At 63.8% G+C, this 22,157-nt stretch carries 21 protein-coding genes and 2 pseudogenes; 2 read left to right on the top strand and 21 right to left on the bottom strand.

Annotation, left to right across the window (positions count from 1 at the left end; translation table 11 throughout):
* Positions 1-107: 107 nt before the first annotated feature.
* From ACOIX3_RS12885 to ACOIX3_RS12865, 5 genes and pseudogenes are all read right to left on the bottom strand, one after another.
* Positions 108-890 (bottom strand): tetratricopeptide repeat protein, encoded by a 783-nt coding sequence (locus ACOIX3_RS12885; protein ID WP_420970190.1) that lies wholly within the window; start codon positions 888-890, stop codon positions 108-110.
* The gene (locus tag ACOIX3_RS12880; RefSeq protein ID WP_420970189.1) at positions 850-1,836 is read right to left on the bottom strand and encodes an adenylate/guanylate cyclase domain-containing protein; all 987 of its coding nucleotides are present in this window, start codon (positions 1,834-1,836) and stop codon (positions 850-852) included. Before ACOIX3_RS12880 ends, ACOIX3_RS12885 begins: the two co-directional genes overlap by 41 nt.
* Positions 1,837-2,089: 253 nt before the next feature.
* A pseudogene (locus tag ACOIX3_RS12875) lies at positions 2,090-2,215 on the bottom strand (YeeE/YedE family protein); the annotation flags it as partial.
* 208 nt (positions 2,216-2,423) lie between these two features.
* Positions 2,424-3,395 carry an MBL fold metallo-hydrolase gene (locus ACOIX3_RS12870; RefSeq protein WP_420970188.1) on the bottom strand — a complete coding sequence of 324 codons (972 nt, stop codon included), beginning with the start codon at positions 3,393-3,395 and terminating at the stop codon, positions 2,424-2,426.
* Positions 3,396-3,546: 151 nt separating this feature from the next.
* Positions 3,547-3,819, bottom strand: a pseudogene (locus tag ACOIX3_RS12865) (YeeE/YedE thiosulfate transporter family protein); the annotation flags it as partial.
* 146 nt (positions 3,820-3,965) lie between these two features.
* Between ACOIX3_RS12865 and ACOIX3_RS12860 the strand changes: the two are divergent.
* Both ACOIX3_RS12860 and ACOIX3_RS12855 read left to right on the top strand, forming a co-directional pair.
* Positions 3,966-5,129 carry a helix-turn-helix domain-containing protein gene (locus tag ACOIX3_RS12860; RefSeq protein ID WP_420970187.1) on the top strand — a complete coding sequence of 388 codons (1,164 nt, stop codon included), beginning with the start codon at positions 3,966-3,968 and terminating at the stop codon, positions 5,127-5,129.
* Between the two features lie 42 nt (positions 5,130-5,171).
* Positions 5,172-7,130, top strand: coding sequence for a serine hydrolase (locus ACOIX3_RS12855; RefSeq protein ID WP_420970186.1), 1,959 nt, complete (start codon positions 5,172-5,174; stop codon positions 7,128-7,130).
* Positions 7,131-7,306: 176 nt separating this feature from the next.
* Here the strand turns inward: ACOIX3_RS12855 and ACOIX3_RS12850 are convergent, their stop codons facing one another.
* The 16 genes from ACOIX3_RS12850 to ACOIX3_RS12775 form a co-directional block, all read right to left on the bottom strand.
* The gene (locus ACOIX3_RS12850; RefSeq protein ID WP_420970185.1) at positions 7,307-8,362 is read right to left on the bottom strand and encodes a YeeE/YedE family protein; all 1,056 of its coding nucleotides are present in this window, start codon (positions 8,360-8,362) and stop codon (positions 7,307-7,309) included.
* A 142-nt stretch (positions 8,363-8,504) separates the two neighbouring features.
* Positions 8,505-9,935 (bottom strand): indoleacetamide hydrolase, encoded by a 1,431-nt coding sequence (gene iaaH, locus ACOIX3_RS12845; protein WP_420970184.1) that lies wholly within the window; start codon positions 9,933-9,935, stop codon positions 8,505-8,507.
* A gap of 36 nt (positions 9,936-9,971) precedes the next feature.
* Positions 9,972-11,300 carry a phenylacetate--CoA ligase PaaK gene (gene paaK, locus ACOIX3_RS12840; protein WP_420970183.1) on the bottom strand — a complete coding sequence of 443 codons (1,329 nt, stop codon included), beginning with the start codon at positions 11,298-11,300 and terminating at the stop codon, positions 9,972-9,974.
* Positions 11,301-11,319: 19 nt separating this feature from the next.
* Positions 11,320-11,775 carry a hydroxyphenylacetyl-CoA thioesterase PaaI gene (paaI, locus tag ACOIX3_RS12835; protein ID WP_420970182.1) on the bottom strand — a complete coding sequence of 152 codons (456 nt, stop codon included), beginning with the start codon at positions 11,773-11,775 and terminating at the stop codon, positions 11,320-11,322.
* A 138-nt stretch (positions 11,776-11,913) separates the two neighbouring features.
* Positions 11,914-12,990, bottom strand: a complete 1,077-nt coding sequence (gene paaE, locus ACOIX3_RS12830) for a 1,2-phenylacetyl-CoA epoxidase subunit PaaE (RefSeq protein WP_420970181.1) — start codon at positions 12,988-12,990, stop codon at positions 11,914-11,916.
* A gap of 2 nt (positions 12,991-12,992) precedes the next feature.
* Complete coding sequence (gene paaD / locus ACOIX3_RS12825; protein ID WP_420970180.1) at positions 12,993-13,496, bottom strand: 1,2-phenylacetyl-CoA epoxidase subunit PaaD; 504 nt, start codon at positions 13,494-13,496, stop codon at positions 12,993-12,995.
* A complete protein-coding gene (gene paaC, locus ACOIX3_RS12820) occupies positions 13,490-14,266 on the bottom strand; it encodes a 1,2-phenylacetyl-CoA epoxidase subunit PaaC (RefSeq protein WP_420970179.1) in 777 nt (258 codons plus the stop codon). The genes paaD and paaC overlap by 7 nt, the downstream gene beginning before the upstream one ends.
* A gap of 124 nt (positions 14,267-14,390) precedes the next feature.
* On the bottom strand, positions 14,391-14,678 hold the full coding sequence (gene paaB / locus ACOIX3_RS12815) for a 1,2-phenylacetyl-CoA epoxidase subunit PaaB (RefSeq protein WP_342710425.1): 288 nt from the start codon (positions 14,676-14,678) through the stop codon (positions 14,391-14,393).
* Positions 14,679-14,691: 13 nt separating this feature from the next.
* The gene (gene paaA / locus ACOIX3_RS12810; protein ID WP_097670476.1) at positions 14,692-15,684 is read right to left on the bottom strand and encodes a 1,2-phenylacetyl-CoA epoxidase subunit PaaA; all 993 of its coding nucleotides are present in this window, start codon (positions 15,682-15,684) and stop codon (positions 14,692-14,694) included.
* Positions 15,685-15,760: 76 nt separating this feature from the next.
* Entirely contained in the window at positions 15,761-16,630 is an 870-nt protein-coding gene (paaX, locus tag ACOIX3_RS12805; RefSeq protein WP_420970178.1) for a phenylacetic acid degradation operon negative regulatory protein PaaX, read from the bottom strand.
* A gap of 237 nt (positions 16,631-16,867) precedes the next feature.
* Positions 16,868-17,638 (bottom strand): esterase/lipase family protein, encoded by a 771-nt coding sequence (locus tag ACOIX3_RS12800; protein ID WP_420970177.1) that lies wholly within the window; start codon positions 17,636-17,638, stop codon positions 16,868-16,870.
* A 204-nt stretch (positions 17,639-17,842) separates the two neighbouring features.
* Positions 17,843-19,126, bottom strand: a complete 1,284-nt coding sequence (locus ACOIX3_RS12795) for a DUF445 domain-containing protein (RefSeq protein WP_420970176.1) — start codon at positions 19,124-19,126, stop codon at positions 17,843-17,845.
* Between the two features lie 216 nt (positions 19,127-19,342).
* Positions 19,343-19,819: a phasin family protein gene (locus tag ACOIX3_RS12790; protein ID WP_420970175.1), complete on the bottom strand. Its 477-nt coding sequence runs from the start codon at positions 19,817-19,819 to the stop codon at positions 19,343-19,345.
* 181 nt (positions 19,820-20,000) lie between these two features.
* Positions 20,001-20,597 carry a GNAT family N-acetyltransferase gene (locus tag ACOIX3_RS12785; RefSeq protein WP_420970174.1) on the bottom strand — a complete coding sequence of 199 codons (597 nt, stop codon included), beginning with the start codon at positions 20,595-20,597 and terminating at the stop codon, positions 20,001-20,003.
* Positions 20,594-21,682, bottom strand: a complete 1,089-nt coding sequence (locus ACOIX3_RS12780; protein WP_420970173.1) for a PHA/PHB synthase family protein — start codon at positions 21,680-21,682, stop codon at positions 20,594-20,596. Before ACOIX3_RS12780 ends, ACOIX3_RS12785 begins: the two co-directional genes overlap by 4 nt.
* Complete coding sequence (locus ACOIX3_RS12775) at positions 21,679-22,062, bottom strand: hypothetical protein (RefSeq protein WP_420970172.1); 384 nt, start codon at positions 22,060-22,062, stop codon at positions 21,679-21,681. The genes ACOIX3_RS12780 and ACOIX3_RS12775 overlap by 4 nt, the downstream gene beginning before the upstream one ends.
* Positions 22,063-22,157: the final 95 nt, after the last annotated feature.

Here is a 22,157-nt window from a genome sequence, read left to right as displayed (position 1 = left end):
CGTCAAACCGACATCGCTGCATGTCGGCCTTGGGCCAAAAGGCGACACATGCAGTGCAGCAAATCGAGTCCAATTTGATCACCGCGTCGGCGTGGGCGAGCGCAGAGTCATTCGGGCAGACCCGCTTTGCGAAGTCCCTCAATCAACAGCTTCGCATTTGATTGCCCGCCCCGGGCGATCCACGACGAAATTGTAAAGGCGGGATCGACCTCAAGCAGATGCGCCGCCGCCTCACGCGCCTCCGGCTCGCGTCCGAGATGGGCGAAAGCGGACGCGAGACAGCGGTAAGCTCCCGAATAGGAGGGGTTCTGACGTTGACCTTTCTTCCCTGCGATGAGGGCCTCGTCAAAGCGACAAAGCTCAATAAAGGCATACCCCATCCCAGCAAACGTGATATGCAGCCTCGGGTCTACTGGGCTCATGCGATTGGCACGTTCAAAGCTCCGGACCGCTTCCTCCGGAAGCCCCGCAGTTCTATAGACCCAGCCTCTGCCGCTCCATGCGTTAAATGCATTCGGGTTAAGCGCGACCGCCCTGTCAGCCAATTCGATCGCACTTTCACAATCGTCGACCATGATGGCCGAAATCATGCAAGCCCATGCTAATGTTTCTGAATCACCATCGTCGATGCTCAATGCCAATCGAGAGAGCCGAATTGCTTCCTTGCGGTCGAATTCAGGATCGACCGCATAACCCCAAGTGACATTTTGCATGTGACCAGCACCGGCCAGAGCCGCGGCAAGGCCAAACCGAGGGTCCAGTTCCAACGCGCGATGCGCCAGCCTCGTCGTCTCGGCCACACCTTCGCGAGTCGTCAAGTAGAACTGTTGCAAGGCGCGGAGAAAGAAATCATAGGCGGTAAGGTTCTCCGGTCGCCGCCGCGCTGCCATTGCATTTTGGCTCGATGGCTGAGACTACGGCGACCGTGACTTCGTCCTGGAGAGCAAAAATGTCTGTCAGGTCACGCTCAAACCTGTCGGCCCAGATGTGCGCGCCCGTCACCGCATCAATCAATTGCCCTGTGATGCGTACCTTCCCTGAAGCCTTGCGCACAGACCCCTCAAGGACATAGCGCACGCCAAGCCTGCGTCCGACCTCCTTCACATCGACGGTTTTGCCTTTGAAGGTGAAACTCGAATTTCTGGCGATCACGAACAGCCATTTGAAACGCGACAGCGCGGTGATGATTTCCTCAACCATGCCGTCAGCGAAATACGCCTGCTCGGGATCGCCGCTCATGTTCTCTAACGGCAGCACGGCGATGGAGGGCTTGTCGGGAAGCGGAGGCCCCGCACTTAGCCGCTCGGCCAGCACACTATGCGCTCCCGCGCGCACCGCGTAGGCGCGGACCGGCTTGGTGATGTTCTTGAGCTGCTGCTCGCCGCGATCCTCGAAACCAACATCCAACTTGCCTTCGACCTCGCTGTAGACCTTTTCGGACATCAGGATGCCGCCCGGATCGGCGATCCCCTCCAGCCGGACAGCAATGTTGATCCCGTCGCCGTAGAGGTCGCCGTCCGGCCCAACGATCACGTCGCCAAGGTTGAGCCCGATGCGTAGCTTGAATGGACCGCTACCCTCGGCGAGATGATCCTGCATTTCGGTCGCGCATCTCACGGCGGCCAAGGGACTAGCGAATTCGGCGAGCGCGCCATCACCCGTTGTCTTGATCAGTCGGCCGTCGTGTCGGGAGAGGCTCGGCGCGATCAAGTCCCGCTTGAGCTGCTCGAATTCGGCGTAGGTGGCTTCCTCCGCGCGTTGCATCATCGCAGAGTAGCCGACCACATCGGCGGCCAAGATTGCCGCTAACCGCCGTTGAACACGCTCTTCGGGCAAGGCCGCTCCCCATGTTCAAGATCAATTCGATGGCATCAGATCACACCAATGGGTTGTTCCGCTAGGTGCTTTCTCGGGTCGAAAGCGGTCACGGGCGTGCCAATCCGCACTACACGGGCCGAGAAAGTAATCCCTCGGGGTGACGGCAGTGATCTAGGTGCCTATGTCCGAATCGGGTCATAAGCCGCCGATAACTACCGAACCGCGCAACTTCCGCTTTATGACTGGAAGCCGCCGGTTATGAGTACACGCCCTAGGCCGTCGCGAGCGGCCTGACCCGCAAGCTCCCGCGCAGGCCGGCGCCGGTGCCGAGCATGATGCCGGCGATCGCGATGAAGGACGACAGCGATAGCGTCGACAGTCCGGTCAGCCCCTGCCTGAGCTCGCTCGCGGATGCGCCGGCGCGCGCCTAGTTAGGGCCTGTACTCATGGATTCGTCACGTCCGCTTCGGTCTCGGAAGCTGACGTCAAAACCGACGTCGCTGCATGTCGGCCTTGGGCCAGAAGCTGACACAGAGGCCGACCGGGTCGCCCATGGTCAAGAGTCGTCGCACACCTGGCCAGCAACGGGTAGCGTCGCGGAGATGTTACCCTTCGGCTGCGAATACGTAGCCGTTGCCATCTTTTGAAAGCGTGCCGACGTTCGGCATCAACCAATGCGTTCCCGATATCATGAGCTTGTCGGCAACCGCGCGATCGAAGATTTTCTTACGCGTTTCGACGGCCATTTGCGGATCCTGGTCGATGGCAAGCTGCCATTCCGGATTTGTTTGAATATGGGGCGAAAGATTGACCACATCGGCGCTGATCAGGAACTGTTTGCTGCCGGATGACACCAGATGCGCCACCATCCCCGGGCTGTGGCCGGGCGCCTCTACGGCGTGTACGCCGGGCAGAAGCTCTGATTCTCCCTCAAAAGGTCTGACGTTTTTCCACGTCGCCACGGTAGCTTGAATGCGCCGGGCAAGGCCTTTGCGCGTCGGTCCGAGATCGATCGACTCGACCCCCGGGCGCGTCCACCATTTCAATTCCGCCGCGGGCACCACGATGTCGGCATCCGGGAAGACCTGCGCATCGCTCTCATTGTTCATGAGGCCATAAATGTGGTCGCCGTGGAGATGGGAGATGAGGATCGTCTTGACTGCCTTGGGGTCAAGGCCCGCCGCCGCCATGCTCTCGAACAACCGGCCGTTCCCCTCACCATAAATCGGGTGACCGCCCGTACCCGAGTCGATCAGGACCACTTGATCGCGCAGCTTGAGCGCCATGACGATAAACCGCAGGGGCGCCTGATTGTCGGGAAAACCGACACCACGCAACACGGTCTTGACCTGTTCGACGCTGACATTCCTGACCATGCCCTCCCGCAGCGGAACGTCACGCATGCCATCGATCAGAGAGAAGATTTCAATGTCGCCGACGTTGTATTTGCGGAAAGGTTGAGTGACGGGCTGTTGAGCGTGAGCCGCGTCGACAAACGTGATCGGCTTGTCGAGTCCAAACGCGGCATAAGCACCGGCTGCGCCAAGTGTCACGTCCCGACGCGAGATACCGGACATCGTTCGGAACTCCCCGCTGACTGAATGGATCGAGCATATCAATGTAGATGTGCACTGCACAAGGTCGGCTTTGGGTCATAAGCCGCCGATAACGACCGAACCGGGCAACTTCCGCTTTATGACTGGAAGCCGACGGTCATGAGTAAATGCGCTAGGCCGTCGCGAGCGGCCTGACCCGCAAGCTCCCGCGCAGGCCGGCGCCGGTGCCGAGCATGATGCCGGCGATTGCGATGAAGGACGACAGCGACAGCGTCGACAAGCCAGTGAGCCCCTGCCCGACCGAGCAGCCGAACGCCATCACGCCGCCCGCGCCCATCAGTGCGGCGCCGCTTGCCGAGCGCAGCATGTGCTGCGGCGAGCGATAGCCTTCGAGCTGGAAGCGCCCGGTGGCAAGCGCCGTCACCAGGCTGCCGGCGAACACACCGAGCCGGATCGGGGCTCTTTCAGTTCGTAGCCGCTTCGAGATTATCTGACGACTCGACATCAGTTGCGCCGAGGGCGTATGAGCGAGCCTGCGCGGCTCAACAATGGCACTTGGGAGTATTTCCGAGAGTGGGCACCAGCGGTTTGATGTCGATTGACCTCGGGTTACGAGGCGCCGTCATAGCACTGTGCCTGCTGATCGCAGCTATGGCGCTACGCGATCGCCGCGATAGCACGGCCGCACTGCTGGGCGCCGCGCTCGCAATCGGCGCCGCGGCTTCGATGGTCTGCACGGCGCCCACGTTCCCGCGGCCATTTGCGTGGTGGGGCCTGTTGCTACTGGCGTTGTCCAGCGCGAACAATGTCGTGTTCTGGCTATGGGCGCGTGCTGCCTTCGATGACGATTTCGTACCACGGCCTTGGCATGGGGTCTTGTGGGCGGCCGTCGCCGTCGCTCAGTGGCTGGACGCCAGCGGAGTCACAAGATCGGCGGCGCTCGAGGTTGCGATCGAACGCACGCTGTCATTTGCCTCTTTCGGCCTGGCCCTGTTGGCGGTGGCGCAGACGCTCGTCACTTGGCCGGCGGACCTTGTGCAAGGCCGGCGTGGGCTCCGGCTGGTCGTCCTGATCGGCGCGTCGGCCCAAACCGTTCTCAACTCTTACTTGAGCTTCCTGGAGCAGCCCTCGCATCCCACTTTTTCCATGACCAGCGTCGCCAACGCCTTCGTTCTGTTCGCGTTAGCTGGTTTGAGCGCATGGAATCTGCTGGAGGCGGGGACGCGGAAAGGTTCGATCCTGCTGCAAGCCGCAAACGTCCCCTCCAGCGCGCCAACCAAGGCGTCTGACGCAACGATTGAACCGGCTCTCCTGCGCCGGTTGGAACAGCTCATGACCGTCGAGCGCATCTACCGGCGTGAGGGGTTGACCATCAAATTGCTATCCGTCGAGCTCGGCGTGCCGGAGTACCGGCTGCGGCAACTTATCAACGAGGGCCTCGGTTATCGCAATTTCAATGCGTTCCTCAATCATTACCGGATCGGGGAAGCCAAGGCAGCGCTGGTCGACCCTGAACAAGTAGAAGTCCCGGTGCTGACAATTGCCATGGACACAGGTTTCCAGTCGATCGGGCCGTTCAACCGCGCCTTCAAGGCGGCGACCAGTTTGACCCCAACCGAATTCCGCCGTCTCGCAATGGCGGGAAATGCAGCCCCGGTAAAGCGATCGATTGAAGATCGGCCAGTCGAGTTGAGGAATCGGCCAGCCGGTTTGCAGGAATCGGCGAGAAGCAATCGAAAACATTCGACAGACTGATGGCGATCCTTCCTCGCAGTAGCTGCGCCAACGGGGATCCCCATGCGAAATCAGCGGTTTGTCGTTCTATTGGCCGCGCTGGCGGCGCTTACACTCTGTCCGGCAGGGGCGGCGCTTGCCGACGATTTGCAGACCGTCGGTGACCCGGACAGTCTCGGTTTTTCGGCGCGGCGGCTGGCGCGCATGACCTCCTGGTTCGAAGCGCAGAGCGAAAAAGGCGATCCTTCCGGTTTTGTCGTGGGGATCGCTCGGGGCGGCAAGCTCGCCTATTTGCAAGCCACCGGCTTCGAGGAGCACGACAAGAAAATGCCGATGCGGCCGGATTCGATCTTTCGCATCGGATCGATGTCCAAGCAAATCACCAGCGTCGCCACCATGATACTGGTCGATGAAGGCAAGCTCGACCTTGATGCTCCCGTGGCCCAGTATCTGCCGGAGCTCAGGGATATGCAGGTCGTCAAAAAGGATCCGGTCACCGGGGATCCGATCCTCTCGGATGTTGCGCGGAATATTTTTGAACCGGCGAAGCGTGCGATGACGATCCGGGACCTGCTGCGCAATACGTCCGGCCTCGTTTATGCTTCGCCGGACTACGCCGATCCCGGATTTGAGAATGCCGCGATTCACGTACTGTACGGCGCCAGGGCGCCGTTCCGGCGCGACAAGCCTATCGCGGACTTCGTCGCGAGCCTCGGCGCCCTGCCGCTTCTGCACCAGCCGGGCGAAGTCTGGGAATATGCCATCGGCTACGACGTGCTCGGCCGCGTCATTGAAGTCGTGTCGGGACAGCCCTTCGATCAGTTTCTACAAAGCCGCCTCTTCGCGCCGCTGCATATGGTCGATAGCGGCTTCTCGGTACCGCAGGACAAGCTTGCCCGTCTCGTCGCCGTGCCGGGGCCGCAGCCCCACCCCCCTTTCGCGAATAGCGACGTCGGCAAGCCGCAGACGTTCTTCTCGGGCGGCGGAGGCATCGTCTCCACGGTTCCTGATTTTCTGCGCTTCTGCCAGATGCTGCTCAACGGCGGCGAGCTTGACGGCGTGCGTATCTTGAAGCCCGAAACGGTCAGGCTGATGACGACGAATTCGCTGCCGCCCAAAATGCACATTGCGGGGCATGAAGTCGGTCCGGCCTTCGGTACGGGCTGGGGGCTCGGTTTCGCAGTCCGCACCAGCCCCGATTTCAGCTACATTCCGGGCGCAGTCGGAAGCTTCAACTGGCAGGGAAGCTGGGGCACGTTCTTCTCGATCGATCCGGCACAGAAGCTGATCCTGATCATGATGATGCAGCGGAGCGAGCACAGTGAGAACGGCTTCTATTTCGACGCCATCCGTCGCCTACCCTATGCGGCGCTGAATGTGCCTGAAGCGCCGGCGCCGGTTGCCTCCGGGCAAGGAAATGCCGGCGCGCTCGCCGAATATGTCGGACGCTACGTTTTCGGCGGGTCCGCAAGTTCGCTGGACAGACAGACCTCGATCGCCGACGGCAACGGCTGGACCGGTCTTGAGTCCGTTATCGCGGGCACCGATGGCCTCAGGGTGATCAAATTGGCCGATACCGGCCCTGCCGCGAAAGCAGGCGTCATGGCGGGAGATCTCATCACAGCGATCGACGACAAGTCGATCAAGGGTCTGACCTTGGAGGCGGCGTTTCGTCGGATTTCAGGTCCGGTCAACGCCGCGATCAAGTTCAGGATCATCCGCGCGACGCAGAGCGGTCCGCTCGTTGTTGCCTTTGCCCGGGAGGCGGTTCCCGCGCAGAGTGTCGCGCTTCAAGTCAGTGTCGTAGACGGCAAGCTCGTCGTCGAGTCAACAGGCCAATGGTCAATCCTCGATTTCGACAAGGGACGGCCGACGCCTGTGGCGATTCGTTCGAAGGATGAATTCCAGGTCGAGAGTGGCGATCACACGCGGATCGCTTTCGTCAGAGACGCAGCCGGCAAAGTCAACGGCGCGGTTCTCAATCCGGGACCATGGGAGCAACGCGGCGCGCTCGCCCAATAGGGCACACACAGGCTGATGAAATGGAGGAAGCTTGCGCGGCCCGAACATTAAGGTGTCCGACGATCGTCCAATGTGGGGCGGTCTCGACTTCCGCTTTGGGTCATAAGCCGCCGATAACTACCGAACCGGGCAACTTCCGCTTCATGACTGGAAGCCGCCGGTTATGAGTAAGCGCCCTAGGCCGTCGCGAGCGGCCTGACCCGCAAAGCGCCGCGCAGGCCGGCGGCGGTGCCGAGCATGATGCCGGCGATTGCGATCAAGGACGACAGCGACAGCGTCGACAGTCCGGTCAGCCCCTGCCCGACCGAGCAGCCGAACGCCATCACGCCGCCCGCGCCCATCAGTGCGGCGCCGCTTGCCGAGCGCAGCATATGCTGCGGCGACCGGTAACCTTCGAGCTGGAAGCGCCCGGTGGTAACAGCGGTGACCAGGCTGCCGGCAAACACGCCGAACACGGTGACGATGCCGAAATTGAGCGTCGAGCCGGTCGACAGCATCACATATTGCAGGGCGTCGGCGATCGGCGCGATGAAGGTGAGCGAGGTCACCGGCACCGGATTGAAATCATCGGCGCCGAGATAACCGGTCGCGTACCAGCCGCCCGCCACCAGCAGGCCGACGATCAGGCCGGCCGCGATCTGGCCCGGCGACTTGCGGAACGGCGCATGGGCAAAGGCGAAGATGATCAGGACCGCCGCGAGCACCGAGGCGGCGACCATTCGCGCCGGCACCGCGCCGACGCCGATGCTAGCCAGTAGCGCCGGCACCGAATTGGCCGACACCGTGGCCTGCGACGCCTGCACCATTGCGATCCGCAGCGGCGCGATCAGGCCCTTCAGCGTCATCTCGGCAAAGATGCCGAGCACGATCACGACCACGAAGGAGCGCAGATTGCCGCGCCCGAGCAGCACCAGCGCCCGCGAGCCGCAGCCGTTCGACAGCACCATGCCGTAACCGAACAAGAGCCCGCCGAGGAACATCACCGGCGCCGAGAACGACGGTTGCAGATAGATCGACTTGCCGAGATCGACGAGGCCCGCCGCCGCCAGCAGTTGCGAGGCCGCAATCGCAACCCCCATCGCCAGCGCGTAGGTGCGGACCAGCCGGCCATCGCCCTCCGCCCACCAGCCGCGCAGGCCGCTCATCATGCAGAAGCCGCTGACGAGCCCGACCGAGCCATAGATCAGGCCGATGACCAGGGCGGCAAGGATGACGATCGTGGCGGGGTCCATGACAATCCTTCAATTGCCTTCGCCACTGCGGGCGAAGCGAAAAGCGCACCGCAAGGCGCGCGGATCGTGGCGGCCAAGTGGCCTCAGGCCATGACTAATCGACTGGCCGTTCAATTCAAGGGGGTTGTTACCGCCGGCGGACTCAGAGGTTTGGTGGCGGGGCCGTGCCCAGGATCGCTTCGATCGACAGACCCAGTCCGAGCAATCTGGCATCGCTGCCGACAGGACCATCGAGCTCGAGCCCGACCGGCAGGCCATCAGGCGTCATGCCGGCGTAAAGCGACAGCCCGGGAAGGCCGGCATTGCTGCCGGGATCGGTGTTGCGGATCATGGTGCCGAAGGTCGGCACCGGCTCACCGCCATTGACCGACATCTCGCCGGACCCGGTCTTCTCGTCGATGACGGGTGCAGGCGCGATCGTGGTCGGAAACAGGATGGCATCCAGTTTGTTGTCGCTGAGATAGGCGGCATAGATCGCCTGCAGCGCCGGCCGCTGCACCTTGATCGCGTCATCATAGGCGGCACCGAAGGCGTCCGCTGTGATGGCACCGAACGCCCCGACCACGTCGGGACTGGCGACGCCGGCCGCGATGTCGGACAGCGTGATCCCAGCGATCCCGGAGGCGGCGAGCCAGGCCGGGATATCGGCGATCGGTTCATGCAACGCGAGCACGAACGACACCTTGTCGTTCTGCTCGAACAGATCGGGCATATCGACATCGACCAGCACCGCGCCGGCCGCCGTGAGCCGGGCGCAAGCCGCCCGAGCGACGGCCTCGACATCGCGATCGAGGCCGCTCCAGAAACAGGCGGGAATGCCGAGGCGCACGCCGCCCAGCGGAACGGCTGCGGCCGGCGGCGTGCCGGTGATGACGGCATCGAGCAGCGCGACGTCGGCGACGGTGCGTCCCATCGGGCCGACGGTGTCGCGGGTATGGCTGATCGGAACCACCTGGTTGTCGTCGTGGTAGCGCCGCTCGGCGCCGCCATTGCCGACCGAAGGCCGCAAGCCCACGGTCCCGGTCAGCGCCGCGGGTACGCGGGTCGAGCCGCCGGTGTCCGATCCGAGGCCGCAGGTGGCGATCCGCGCGGCGATCGCCGCCGATGTTCCGCCCGACGACCCGCCCGGGATCCGGGTCGTGTCGTAGGGATTTCTGACCGGTCCGGCGAACGGCGCGAGATTAGTGCTGGTGATGCCGAAGGCGAGCTCGTGCAGATTGGTCTTGCCGATGACCAGGGCCCCGGCGTCGAGCAGCTTTTGCAGCGACGGCGCATTGCGCGCAGGCCGCGCGTGTTGCAGCGCCGGCGTGCCGCCGGATGTCGGCAGGTCCGATGTGTTGATGTTGTCCTTCACCACGATCGGAAGCCCGGCCAGTACGCCGGTGCGTTTCCCGGCATCGACCTCGCGCGCCGCCGCCAGCGCGCCGTCGCGGTTCAGCACGATGAAGGCGTTGAGGTGCTTGAGCCGCTCCGCACGATCGAGCGCCGCCGCGACGACGCTGACCGCCGTTACTTTCCGGTCGCGGATGTCAGCCACAATCTCCGCAGCGGTTGGTTCATTGGTATCGGCCATGGAAACCCCGCGCCCTCCAGCATTGCGGGCGAGAGGCTATTCTTTCGGCCGCTTGTCGTAAACCCGCTTCGCCTTGCCGAGCGAACGTTCGAGCGTCTCGGGCGCGACGACGCGGACGCGGGTCGAGATGCCGATCGTATTCTTGATGAAACCCGCGACCTTCTCGGCGTGCGCGGTCAGCCCCTCGCCGTCCCAGCTCTCGGGCCGGGCTTCGGCGAGCACCGTCATCTCGTCCATGCGGCCCTCGCGGGTGAGTTCTATAACAAAGTGACCGCCGCACCAGTCGGTCGCCAGCAGCGCTTCCTCGATCTGGGTCGGGAACACGTTGACGCCGCGCAGAATGATCATGTCGTCGGAGCGGCCGGTCACCTTCTCCATCCGCCGCATGCCGGGCCGCGCCGTGCCTGATAACAGCCGCGTCAGGTCGCGGGTGCGGTAGCGGATGATCGGGAAGCCTTCCTTGGTCAGCGAGGTGAACACCAGTTCGCCCTTCTCGCCATCGGGCAGCACCTTGCCGGTCAGGGGATCGATCACCTCGGGATAGAAGTGGTCTTCCCAGATGTGCAGGCCATCCTTGGTCTCCACGCATTCCTGCGCGACGCCGGGGCCGATCACCTCCGAGAGGCCGTAGATATCGGTGGCGTCCATGTCGAAGGCCTGCTCGATCTCGACCCGCATCGCGTTGGTCCACGGCTCGGCGCCGAAGATGCCGAACTTCAGCGACGATTTGCGCGGGTCGAGCCCCTGTCGCTTGAATTCATCGAGGATTGCCAGCATGTAGCTCGGCGTCACCGTGATGATGTCGGGCCTGAAATCGTTGATGAGCTGCACCTGCCGCTCGGTCATGCCGCCGGAGATCGGGATCACGGTGCAGCCAAGCCGCTCGGCGCCGTAATGCGCGCCGAGACCGCCGGTGAACAGGCCATAGCCATAGGCGTTGTGCATCAGCATGCCGGTGCGGCCGCCGGCGGCGCGGATCGAGCGCGCCATCACGTCCGCCCAGGTATCGATGTCGGCCCTGGTGTAGCCGACCACGATCGGCTTGCCGGTGGTGCCGGAGGAAGCATGGACGCGCACCAGCTGTTCGCGCGGCACCGCGAACATGTTGAAGGGATAGTTGTCGCGCAGATCCGTCTTCACCGTGAAGGGAAATTTTGCGAGATCTGCAAGCTGCTTGAAATCTGTGGGGTGCACGCACGCGGCGTCGAACGCCTTCTTGTAGTGCGCAACATTGTCATAGGCATGCTTGAGCGACCAGGCCAGCCGCCTGGTCTGCAGCGCCATGATCTCGTCGCGCGAGGCGCGTTCCGCCGCATCGAGCTCGGCGCGATAGCCGCCGTCCTTGACCTTCATTGCCGTTGCCATCGACGTTTCCTCTGAAGCCTTATGCCTTGATGTCCGTGTCCGGCAGCCATGTGCCGGGTATCACGCGCGAATGTCCGCGAAATTCAGCGATCACGCCGTCGCCGGCGGTGACGCGCACGTCGTAGATTCCCGAGCGGCCGCTGCGCGAGATCTCGCGCGCGGTCGCCACCAGACGGTCGCCGAGCTTGCCGGGCCGGATGAACGTGACGTTGCCCTGCGCCGCCACCGCGCGATCGTTGCGGCTGTTGCAGGCAAATGCGAAGGCTGAATCAGCCAGCGTGAAGATGTAACCGCCATGGCAGATGCGCTGGCCGTTGACCATGTGCGGCAGCACCGTCATCGCCATCACCGCCTGCCCCGGCTTGATCTCGACGAGCTCCATGCCGAGGCCCTTGCTGGCGTCGTCTTCCTTCCACATCGCGTCCGCGCAAGCGCGGGCGACATCTTCGGGCGATAGCGTAGCCTTCACGTTCACATCGAACTCCCTGTGCGCGGACCCGTTGCGACGGGCCTCTTGGTGTCTCGTCAGTGTTGGGCGCGACGCGCGAGGCGTCAACGCCACTTCCGTCATTCCGGGGCGATGCGCAGCATCGAACCCGGAATGACGACAATCCTAGACGTGGTCGTAATCGACCACGACCTTCTCGGAGCACGGCTTGGCCTGGCAGGTGAGGATGAACCCCGCCTTCAGCTCCCACGGCTCCAGCGAATAATTCAGATCCATCGGCGCCTCGCCTTCGACCAGCTTGGCGCGGCAGGTCGAGCACATGCCGCCCTTGCAGGCGAACGGCAGGTCCATGCCGGCGCGCAGCGCGGCGTCCAGGATCGACTCGCCGTCGGCCACCGGGACCTCGCGGCGCTTGCCGTCGATGATCAGTCCGGCGATCGCCTTCGGCGGCGCGCCGGAGGGAACGACGACCTTCGGGCGCGGCTTGCCGCCGAATTCCGACACGAAGCGTTCGACATGGATGCGCTCGTCGGCGATGCCGATCTCGCGGCAGGTCGCCTCGATGGTCTCGCTCATCGCGGCCGGGCCGCAGACGAAGACATGATCGACAGTTGAGGCCGGCACCAGCGAGCGCAGCAACACCCGCACCTTCTCGCCGTCGAGCCGGCCGTGCAGGATCGGGATGTCCTGCTCCTCGCCCGAGATGACGTGGAACACCGAGAGCCGCTGCATGAAGCGGTCCTTCAGCTCCTCCAGCGCCTCGCGGAACATGACGCCTTCGGTCGAGCGGTTGCCGTAGAACAGGAAGAAGCGGCTGTCCGGCTCGCGCGCCAGCACGCCCTTGACGATCGAGAGGATCGGCGTGATGCCGCTGCCGGCGGCGAAGCCGACATAGGTCCGCGCCTCGCCGGGCGTATGCGCTACGCCAAAGCGACCGGTCGGCGTCATCACGTCGAGCTCGTCGCCGGCCTTCAGCTCGTCGGCGGCCCAGTTCGAGAAGGCGCCGCCATCGACCTTCTTCACCGCGATGCGCAGTTCGCCGTCATCAGGGCCGGAGCAGATCGAGTAGGAACGGCGGACTTCCTCGCCGTCCATCGTGGTGCGCAGCGTCAGATACTGGCCCGGCGTGAAGCGATAGTCGCCTTGCAGATCGTCAGGGATCGCAAAGGTCATCGAGATGGCGTCCGACGCCTCGCGGCGCAGATCGCTGACGGACAGACGGTGAAAGCGTGGTGTCGACATGGTCAATGACACTTGAAGTAGTCGAAGGGTTCACGGCAGCTCTTGCAACGCCACAGCGCCTTGCAGGAGGTCGAGCCGAATTCGGACAGCAGTTCGGTATCGCCCGATCCGCATTGCGGGCACGCGACCTGTTGCTCGCCGAACAGCGCGCGGCGCGAGGAGCCCGGCAGCGGCGGCGCGATGCCGTACTCCTTCAGCTTGCGGCGGCCGTCCTCGCTCATCCAGTCGGTGGTCCAGGCCGGCGACAGCACGGTGCGGACCTTCGGCCGGTGAATGCCCTCGCGCTCCAGCGCAAGCTCGATCTCGAGCGCGATCATGTTCATCGCTGGACAGCCGGAATAAGTCGGCGTGATCGCGACCTCGACATGGCCGTCGCGGACCGCGACATCGCGCAGCACGCCGAGATCGGCGATCGTCAGCACCGGGATTTCGGGATCGACCACCTGCGCAGCCGCGCTCCAGGCGCGCCGGCGCAGATCGGCATCGCTGAGCGCGACCATCACCATGTTGCCCCCGGAAAGGTCCGCTGCATCGATTGCAGCTCGCTGAGAAGATGGCCGAGATGCTCGCTATGGCTGCCGATGCGACCGCCCTCCTGCATCCAATCGCTCTTCGGCAGCGACAGCGTCGCCTCGTTGACGATGCCGGCGACGGTCTTCAGCCAGCGCGGCTTTAGCACCGCCGGATCGATCGCGATGCCGGCATCGATCAGGCCGCGCTCGCTGTCGTCGACCGAAAACATCTCGCCGGTATAGGCCCAGAGATCGTCGGTCGCATCCTGCGCGCGGCGGTGGCTCTCCTCGGTGCCGTCGCCGAGACGGACGATCCATTCCGACGAATGCCTGACATGATAGGCGCTCTCCTTCTCCGACTTCGCCGCGATCGCAGCGAATGTCGGATCGGAAGACGCCATCATCGCGCGCCAATAGAGATCGGCGAATGCGGCGTAGAAGAACTGCCGCACCATGGTGCGGGCAAAGTCGCCGTTCGGCTGCTCGACCAGCAGCAGATTGCGGTACTGCCTGACGTCGCGCAGATAGGCAAACTTGTCTTCGTCGTTGCCCTTGCCCTCGACCTTGGCCGCGTAGCTGTAGAGCTCACGGGCCTGGCCGAGGAGGTCGAGACCCATATTGGCGAGTGCCATGTCCTCTTCCATCGCCGGCGCATGGCCGCACCATTCAGACAGCCGATGGCCAAGGATCAGCGCATCGTCGGCGCGGCGCAGTGCGTAGAGCACCAGCGGCGTTTCGGAGACTTCGATGTTGGCGGTTGCCATCTATTCAACTCGCTGTTGGGCCGTCATTGCGAGGAGCGGAGCGACGAAGCAATCCATGCATGCTTCTCGCTTTGCGGTCCGATGGATTGCTTCGCTTCGCTCGCAATGACGAGCGGAAGCGCAGTCACATATGCCCGACTTCGTCGGGGACGTCGTAGAAGGTCGGGTGGCGGTAGATCTTGGATTCCGCCGGCTCGAACATCATGCCCTTCTCGGCCGGATCGGACGCGGTGATCGCATTCGAGGGCACCACCCAGATCGACAGCCCCTCGCCGCGGCGGGTGTAGATGTCGCGCGCGGCCTGCAGGGCGAGCGTCGAGTCCGCCGCGTGCAGCGAGCCGACATGCTTGTGCGCAAGGCCGTTGCGGCTGCGGATGAAGACCTCCCAGAGCGGTACGTTCGGCGTGGCCATCTTGAGCGCTCCCTTATTCTGCGGCTTGCGCGAGCTGGCGGCTCTTGCGCTTCTCGGCATAGGCCATCGCGGCCTCGCGGACCCAGGCGCCTTCCTCATGCGCCTTGCGGCGCGCGGCGAGGCGATCGCGGTTGCAGGGGCCGTTGCCGGCCAGCACCTGCTTGAACTCGTCCCAGTCGATCGGGCTGTGCACCCAATTGCCGTTCTCGTTCTGCTTCATGCCGGGATCGGGAATCGTGAGCCCGAGGAACTCGGCCTGCGGCACGGTGGCGTCGATGAATTTCTGGCGCAGCTCGTCGTTGGAGAAGCGCTTGATCTTCCATTTGGTCGAGGTGTCGCTGTGCTGGCTGACCTGGTCCGGCGGGCCGAACATCATCAGCACCGGCCACCACCAGCGATCGAGCGCGTTCTGCGCCATCGCCTTCTGCTCCGCGGTGCCACGGCACAGCGTCACCATGATCTCGAAACCCTGGCGCTGGTGGAACGACTCTTCCTTGCAGACGCGGATCATCGCGCGCGCATAGGGGCCGTAGGAGCAGCGGCACAGCGGGATCTGGTTCATGATCGCGGCGCCATCGACCAGCCAGCCGATGGTGCCGATGTCGGCCCAGGTCAGGGTCGGGTAATTGAAGATCGAGGAATATTTCGCCTTGCCCGAGAGCATGCCGTCGACCAGCTCTTCGCGCGAGGTGCCGAGCGTCTCGGCGGCGGCGTAGAGATAGAGCCCGTGGCCGCATTCATCCTGCACCTTGGCGAGCAGCGCGGCCTTGCGGCGCAGCGACGGTGCGCGGGTGATCCAGTTGCCCTCAGGCAGCATGCCGACGATTTCTGAATGGGCGTGCTGGGAAATCTGCCGGGTCAGCGTCTTGCGGTAGGCGGCAGGCATCCAGTCGTTCGGCTCGATGCGCTCGTCGGCATCGATGCGGGCCTGGAACTGACTGGCACGGGCGACGTCCTCGACGCCGCGATCGTCGCCGTCGGATGAATTGAGCGCCTGCGTATACATGGCCGACCTCCCAGTGTGTTGTTAGGCAGGAATATATAACACAAATTTTAGAATACAAGAAGTTTTTGTAATATGTTCAGATGCCCTCAAACCGGCGCGCCACGGCCCCGTTGGGCTTCGGCAGCGGCCCGTCCTCATTGGTTGCATGGTCGTCAAGCCATTGTTCCGACGGCGGAAGCAGCCCGCGATAGATCTCGCCGCAGAGTTTGCGGGCTGCCCTGCCCGGCCAATCCTTCGGCAGCAAGGGCGCCGGCAGCAGCGGATCGCGCAGCACGACCCGGCGGTAATGATGGATCAGCAGGATGCGCGCGGTGAAGGCGTCGGCGTCGCTTAGCTCCTCGCCTCTGACGATCCAGCCGTGCAGCGGCTCGAACGTCTTCATGAACTTCAGATAGGCGTCCGCGGTGCGATCGAGCGGCCAGCTCTCGCTGAGCAGCCGGCGCCCGCTATCGTCTTCCGCCGACACTTCGAGACGGATCGCGCGCGACGCCTCATCGGGGATCGGCGCGCCCGATGGCGCAACCCACACGCCCGGCAGCGGGCTGCCGAAGCCGGCATTCTTCAGCGCCTCGCGCGCGGCGTCGCGATCCTCGGCATTGCCGATCAACAGCAGCTCGAAGCGGCCGGTCCAGTCCGACGGCGGCGGATCGTAGATATGCCGCGTTGCGGTGTCGAAGGTCTGCCGGCCCTTGGCATTCAAGCGATAAAAACTGTTGCGGCCGACCTTGCTGCGCTCGAGCCAGCCGTCGGCGGCCAGCCGCGACATCGCGGTGCGCACCACATTGCCGTCGATGTCGAGCGCCTTGAAGAATTCCAGCAGCGTGCCGAGCCACACCGAGCCGCCGCGCGGCACGATGGAATCGCCGAACACGGTGATGATGATCGAGCCGGTGCGTGACGGCTCGCGCTTCAGCTGATCGACGATGCGGGCAAGCGGCTGTGGCATGCCCAACGCATAGCGCGTTTTGTCGATTCACGACAATGACACCGCAAACGTAGCCCGGATGGAGCGCAGCGAAATCCGGGGTGTTTCGTGGCGAGGTCCGTCCCGGATTGCGCTGCGCTCCATCCGGGCTACGCGAATGCCGTGAGAAACGACTCGTGGAGAATCCCCCTCACCCGGATCGCATCTGCGATGCGATCCGACCTCTCCCCGCAAGCGGGGCGAGGCAAGAAAGAAGCGTTACCGGTTCGGATCCGGATAGACGAAGCTGCGCCAGCCGCTGCGATCGAACGGCGCCCACTCGCCTTCCTTCTGCGCGAGGCGATCGGCGACCGCGTAAACCACGGCCGGATGATGGCCCATGCCGCAATGGCTGCTCTCGACCTCGATGCTGTCGGTCATCGACGAGGCCTGCTCACGGCAACCCTGCCAGGCGCAGACGCCGTCCGTGCGGCTGAAGATCGCGGTGGTCGGCACCGGCGGCGCGCTGGCGAGCGAGCCGCCGAAACGGGAATCCTCTTCGTCGGCACGGCGCCCGCTGGCCATCTCGTAGACGCGCCAGGCGTTGGTCGATTTCGGGCCCGCGGCAAACGGGCTGCCGAGGGTGATCACCTGGCGCACGCGCTCAGGCATCATCTTGGCGAGCTGGCGCGCATAGAGGCCGCCGAGGCTCCAGCCGACCACCGAGACCTTGCGGCCGCTGGTCTCATTCATCTCCTGCAGCAGATCGACCATCCCGTCCTGCACGCCGGCGCGAAGCCCGAGGTTGCGGCCCTGGCGCCAGCCGCTGACGGCATAGCCCTTGCTCTTGAGGAAGTCGCGCAGCGGGCGCGTGGACATGTCGGAGGCGATCAGCCCGGGCAGCACCAGCACCGGATGCCCATCGCCGCGCGGCGCGAGGCTCAGCAACGGCAATGCACCAAGAAAGGCACCGAGCTCGTGAATGGCGCGGCCTTCCAGGAACATCAGCGTCCTGGACGGCGGGCGTAGCGTCTGCGCAGCAACGGACATTTCAACTCCTCTTCGGCACGGCCCCTGACGTCTTGGCAGCCGGCAATGGAATCAACGGAAATGGGTCAACAGGATTGGCGCAAACCCGGCGGAATCGTTCCGCAACGCAACAATCAACCTTGAAAAGCTAGGGAACCGATCACTTTGGTGCAAGCGGCCCAGGTCACACTTGCCACAACTTAAGTGACCTCCGTGCCCAATCGGTCACAGCAGCCGCAGCACATATTCCAGCGTGTAAAGCGAGAGCCCGGCAAGCCCGCCAATCAGTGAGCCGTTGAAGCGGATGTATTGCAGGTCCTTGCCGACATTGACCTCGATCAGCGAGATCAATTGCTCCATGTCCCAGCTCTTCATCTGGTCGGCGATGAACGTCGAGACGCCGCTCTTCTGCTCGGCAACGACCGAGCGCAGGATCGCGACCAGGCCCTGGTTGATTTCGGCGCGCAGCTCGGCGTCGCCGTCGAGCGCATCGCCGGCCTCGACGAACATTCGCGCCAGCTGATGCTGTAGCACCTGCGACTCGCCCGAGGCGCTGCGCTCGATGAAATCCTTGACGTTGGCCCAGATCGTCCGCCCGAGATTGGCGAGCTCCGGCCGCGCCATCAGATCGCGCTTGAGACCGTCGATGCGATCGGCAAACGCCTTGTCGCTGCCGAGCCGGTCGACGAACGACAGCAGCATGCGATCGAACTCGCCGCGGAACGGATGCTGCGGGTCGTTGCGCACTTCCTCGAAGAATTTCGTGGCCGAGGCGATGATCCGGTTCACCACGAACTTGTCGGCGCGATAGAGCCTCAACAGCGTCGGCATCTCCGCGCGGACCTTGTCGCGGATCACGGCCATGGTCTCCTGCTGCGTCAGCGTCTGGTGCAACACGCGCAGGATGTCGTCGAGCAGGCCGCCATGCTTGCCCTCCTGCACGAAGCCGCGCAGCGCGCCGGCCGCAAGCGGCGCGAGGTCGATCGAAAGCACCTGCGTCGTGACGCGGCGGCTGATGAACTGCATCAGGCCCGAGCTCTCGGTCGCCGCAAACGCTTCGGGCAGCATCCGCAGCACGAAGCGGGCAAGATCCTCCGAACGTTTGCGGTCGCGCAGCCAGTCGGCGATGAAGCTGCCGAAATCGATCTCGCGCAGCTTGGCCTCGACGGGCCCGGATTCCAGAAAATTGTTCTCGATGAATTCGCCGAGCTTCTCGGCTATGCGCTCCTGGTTGCTCTGGATGATCGCGGTGTGCGGGATCGGCAGCCCCAGCGGCCGCTTGAACAGGGCAACGACGGCATACCAGTCGGCGAGGCCGCCGATGGTCGCGGCCTCGGCGAATGCCGCGATGAAGCCGAACGCGGGATGCACTCCCAGCAGCGCCTTCGCTGCGATGAAGATGACGAGGGTGGCCGCCAGCACGCCGGTCGCCAGCCACTTCACGCGTCGCAGCTCGGCCGCGCGTTCGGCATCGACGGGCGTTGCGATGAGGGCGGCGGGAAGGGTCATGGGGATCGAGGAAGCTCTCGCACTGGCCGCACACTAGCCGTCATTGCGAGCGAAGCGAAGCAATCCATTTCGCCGCTCGCGAGAGGTGGATTGCTTCGTTTCGCTCCTCGCAATGACGTCAGGCGCGACGTCAACGATGTATGAGAAGCACCGCAAAAAAGAAGGCCCGCAAAATGGCGGGCCTTCGAAAAGGGCAGTTGGTCAGTGCAAGCGCGATCAGGCGGTCTTGCTGTAGACCTTGGCGAAGTTGTCCTGCGCGGTCTTCGCACCGTCGGCGACGAGCTTGCCGAGATACTCGGTGGTGGCCTTCGCCCGCGAGACGAACAGCTCGCCACGCGCACGGACCATGTCCGACTGGATCTGGGCAGCTTCGCTCAGCGACTTGGCGGAAGCGAGCTTGTCGATGCCGGCGAAGAACGCCTCGGCGTCCTGGTAGAGCGCCTGCTGGATGTTGCGGCTGATCTTGGCGGCCTCGGTCACCGAACCGGCAACGGCGGTCTCGATCACGCTGGTCACCTTCTCGGAGCCGGCATACGCATCGGCGGCGCGAGTCTTGGCGGCCTCGGCCTGCTTCTTCACGAACTCACGGGCGGCTTCCGGAACTTCCATGTTCTGGAGCTTGGTGAACGCCTCGGTGACGGGCGCGAAGGCTTCCTTGACGCTGTTCAGCACGGAATTGGTTTCGGTGGTCATTGGGGTCTCTCCATCCTCAGGTTTGAGCTATGGGCTCACCCCGTCCGGATTGGCCCGGGGCAAGGCTGTTGTGTCACAATCCATGGTGCGCTGCAACATCAATGTTGCATCGCGATATCACGAACGTGTGAACAGGACGAAGATCGAGCAGATTGCCTAAGGAACCGGCGATTGACGGTTTCTAATTACCGGCCACCGCTTCAGATACCCCATATGCCTCCATCTGCGCCCGGACCTGCGCCACATTGTGCCCAAGCACGACGATGTCATGGGTCTTGCCCTCGACGTCGCGGACATGGTCGCGCAGCAGGGCCTCCGCCTTGAAGCCGAGGCTTTCGAACAGCGCGATCGCCGCCCGCTGGTCGACTGTCATCTGCACCGAGAACTTCTCCAGCCCGGCGCCGAGCGCGATCGCGAAGGTCTCCTGCGACAGCGCCCGGCCGACGCCCTGCCCGCGCACGTCGAGCGACACCACCATCCGGATCTCGCCGACATGCGGCGACCAGGAGTGCGGATCGCGCACCAGGGTGCCGCAGCCGACCACCTTGCCGTCCTTGATCGCGAGCAGGCTCGTGATGTCGCCGCGCTCGATCTCGTTGATCCAGGCCGACAGCACCTTCGGCTGGCTGATGTTGCGCGGCAGGAACAGCAAATCATGCGTCGGCAGCTTTTGCGCGAAGGCCAGCACCGCGGCCTCGTCGGCCCGCTTCATCAGCCGGAACTCGATGTCGCCGGCCTCGGTCTTGACGTGGCGCGGATAGGAACGTTGTTCGGTCATGTCGATCTCTTGCCCAACCAGGAGTCCAGTTTCGGCCACAGCCGCTTGATTGCATTGGCGCCGGCGACCAGCGAGACGTGACCGCCTTTCAGCATCACCTCCTCCTTGTCCTCGGAGCCGATCTTGGGGATCAGGTGCTTTGCCGCATCATACGGCACGATGTGGTCGTGCTCGGCGACCGCGTGCAGGATCGGCACCTTGATGTCGGCAAGCTTCGCCGCGCGGCCGCCGACCGTCATGGTGTCGTTGTAGAGCTTGTTGTCCCACATCAGGTCCTTGGTGATGGCGCGAAAATATTCGCCCGCCAGCGGCAGCGTGTCGGTCGCCCAGCGGTCGAACATCCGGTACGACTTGACGAACTCGTCGTTCCAGATGTTGTCCCAGAGCTGGATCTGGCCGACCACGCGCGCGGCCGGCCGCAACATGTCGAACGATTGCAGGATCAGTTCGGGCGGCATGTTGCCGGTGCTGTCGATCAGGCGGTCGACGTCGAAGTAACGGCGGTCGGCGAAATTCGAGAACAGCTTCATCTCGCGGAAATCGATCGGCGTGGTGAAGCAGATCAAATTCTTCATCGGCCCGTCGTTGAAGATCGAGCCATAGAGCAGCGACAATACGCCGCCGAAGCAATAGCCGATCACGGAGACGTCCTTTTCGCCGGAATCCTGCTGCACCCGGCGGACCGATTCCGGAATGAAGTCGAGGACGTAGTCCTCCATCCGCAGCGATTTTTCCTCAGGCTTCGGCGCGGTCCAGTCCAGCATGTAGACGTCGAAGCCGCGCTTGAGCAGGAACTCGATGAAGCTCTGCCCCGGCACCAGGTCGAGGATGTAGCCGCGGTTGGTGGTCGCCATCACGATCAGCACCGGCACGCGATAGACTTCGTCGGCCTGCGGCCGGTAGTGATAAAGGTTCATGGTGCCGCGCGAATACAGCACGTCCTTCGGCGTCGAGCCGAGCTCGGGGCCGGAGCTCGAGAAATACTCGACGCCCTTGATGCTGCGCTGGATCGCGCGCTGCACCTCGGATTGCACCCGTTCGGAGATCGAGGCGAAATCAAAGGGGGTGGGGGTGGGAGCATTCATCTGCCGTCTCCCTCCGATGGCGGGCGCTTGGTGCGCGGCGGCCGCGGCGTTGCGCCATGCCCGTCGTCCGGCGCCAGCGAATTGTGATGCACCTGCTGCAGCAGCGTCTTGATCTCGTTGAGCTGGGTCTCCATCGACTGCAGACGTTCGGCCATGCCGACGAGCTGCGCGCGACTCGGCAGGTTCATCGCCAGCAGATACTTCTCCATCATGTCGCCGAGCTGCTTCTGCGCGCCCGCCGCGGCGCTGCCGGCCTGATTCATCACCTTGGAGAATTCAGGCGAGCTCATCAACTGGTTGCCGAAGGAGTTGAACCCCTTCTCCATCTCGCCAATCATCGTCTGCCAGATCACGGCAGGGTCGTTGCCCTTGTCGGCCATGCGGCCCTCCTCCATACCAATCTCGAGCGCTTGTCGCGCTTCCACTTGTTTGTGCCATACGACACTGTTGCCGGTGATCGGTCAACTGCGCGGCG

The sequence above is a fragment of the Bradyrhizobium sp. B120 genome (genome assembly GCF_049075665.1).
Taxonomy (GTDB): domain Bacteria; phylum Pseudomonadota; class Alphaproteobacteria; order Rhizobiales; family Xanthobacteraceae; genus Bradyrhizobium.
This window is presented reverse-complemented; position numbering and strand designations above follow the sequence as displayed.

Excerpts from the sequence above, each read along its gene's own strand:
- ACOIX3_RS12885 (WP_420970190.1), bottom strand. The coding sequence starts at position 890 with ATGGCAGCGCGGCGGCGACCGGAGAACCTTACCGCCTATGATTTCTTT.
- paaE (WP_420970181.1), bottom strand. The coding sequence starts at position 12,990 with ATGTCGACACCACGCTTTCACCGTCTGTCCGTCAGCGATCTGCGCCGC.
- paaD (WP_420970180.1), bottom strand. The coding sequence starts at position 13,496 with ATGGTGATGGTCGCGCTCAGCGATGCCGATCTGCGCCGGCGCGCCTGG.
- ACOIX3_RS12855 (WP_420970186.1), top strand. The coding sequence starts at position 5,172 with ATGCGAAATCAGCGGTTTGTCGTTCTATTGGCCGCGCTGGCGGCGCTT.
- paaX (WP_420970178.1), bottom strand. The coding sequence starts at position 16,630 with ATGCCACAGCCGCTTGCCCGCATCGTCGATCAGCTGAAGCGCGAGCCG.
- paaK (WP_420970183.1), bottom strand. The coding sequence starts at position 11,300 with ATGGCAACGGCAATGAAGGTCAAGGACGGCGGCTATCGCGCCGAGCTC.
- ACOIX3_RS12775 (WP_420970172.1), bottom strand. The coding sequence starts at position 22,062 with ATGGCCGACAAGGGCAACGACCCTGCCGTGATCTGGCAGACGATGATT.
- ACOIX3_RS12850 (WP_420970185.1), bottom strand. The coding sequence starts at position 8,362 with ATGGACCCCGCCACGATCGTCATCCTTGCCGCCCTGGTCATCGGCCTG.
- ACOIX3_RS12860 (WP_420970187.1), top strand. The coding sequence starts at position 3,966 with ATGTCGATTGACCTCGGGTTACGAGGCGCCGTCATAGCACTGTGCCTG.
- ACOIX3_RS12870 (WP_420970188.1), bottom strand. The coding sequence starts at position 3,395 with ATGTCCGGTATCTCGCGTCGGGACGTGACACTTGGCGCAGCCGGTGCT.
- ACOIX3_RS12800 (WP_420970177.1), bottom strand. The coding sequence starts at position 17,638 with ATGTCCGTTGCTGCGCAGACGCTACGCCCGCCGTCCAGGACGCTGATG.
- ACOIX3_RS12795 (WP_420970176.1), bottom strand. The coding sequence starts at position 19,126 with ATGACCCTTCCCGCCGCCCTCATCGCAACGCCCGTCGATGCCGAACGC.
- ACOIX3_RS12785 (WP_420970174.1), bottom strand. The coding sequence starts at position 20,597 with ATGACCGAACAACGTTCCTATCCGCGCCACGTCAAGACCGAGGCCGGC.
- ACOIX3_RS12790 (WP_420970175.1), bottom strand. The coding sequence starts at position 19,819 with ATGACCACCGAAACCAATTCCGTGCTGAACAGCGTCAAGGAAGCCTTC.
- ACOIX3_RS12780 (WP_420970173.1), bottom strand. The coding sequence starts at position 21,682 with ATGAATGCTCCCACCCCCACCCCCTTTGATTTCGCCTCGATCTCCGAA.
- paaC (WP_420970179.1), bottom strand. The coding sequence starts at position 14,266 with ATGGCAACCGCCAACATCGAAGTCTCCGAAACGCCGCTGGTGCTCTAC.
- iaaH (WP_420970184.1), bottom strand. The coding sequence starts at position 9,935 with ATGGCCGATACCAATGAACCAACCGCTGCGGAGATTGTGGCTGACATC.
- paaB (WP_342710425.1), bottom strand. The coding sequence starts at position 14,678 with ATGGCCACGCCGAACGTACCGCTCTGGGAGGTCTTCATCCGCAGCCGC.
- paaA (WP_097670476.1), bottom strand. The coding sequence starts at position 15,684 with ATGTATACGCAGGCGCTCAATTCATCCGACGGCGACGATCGCGGCGTC.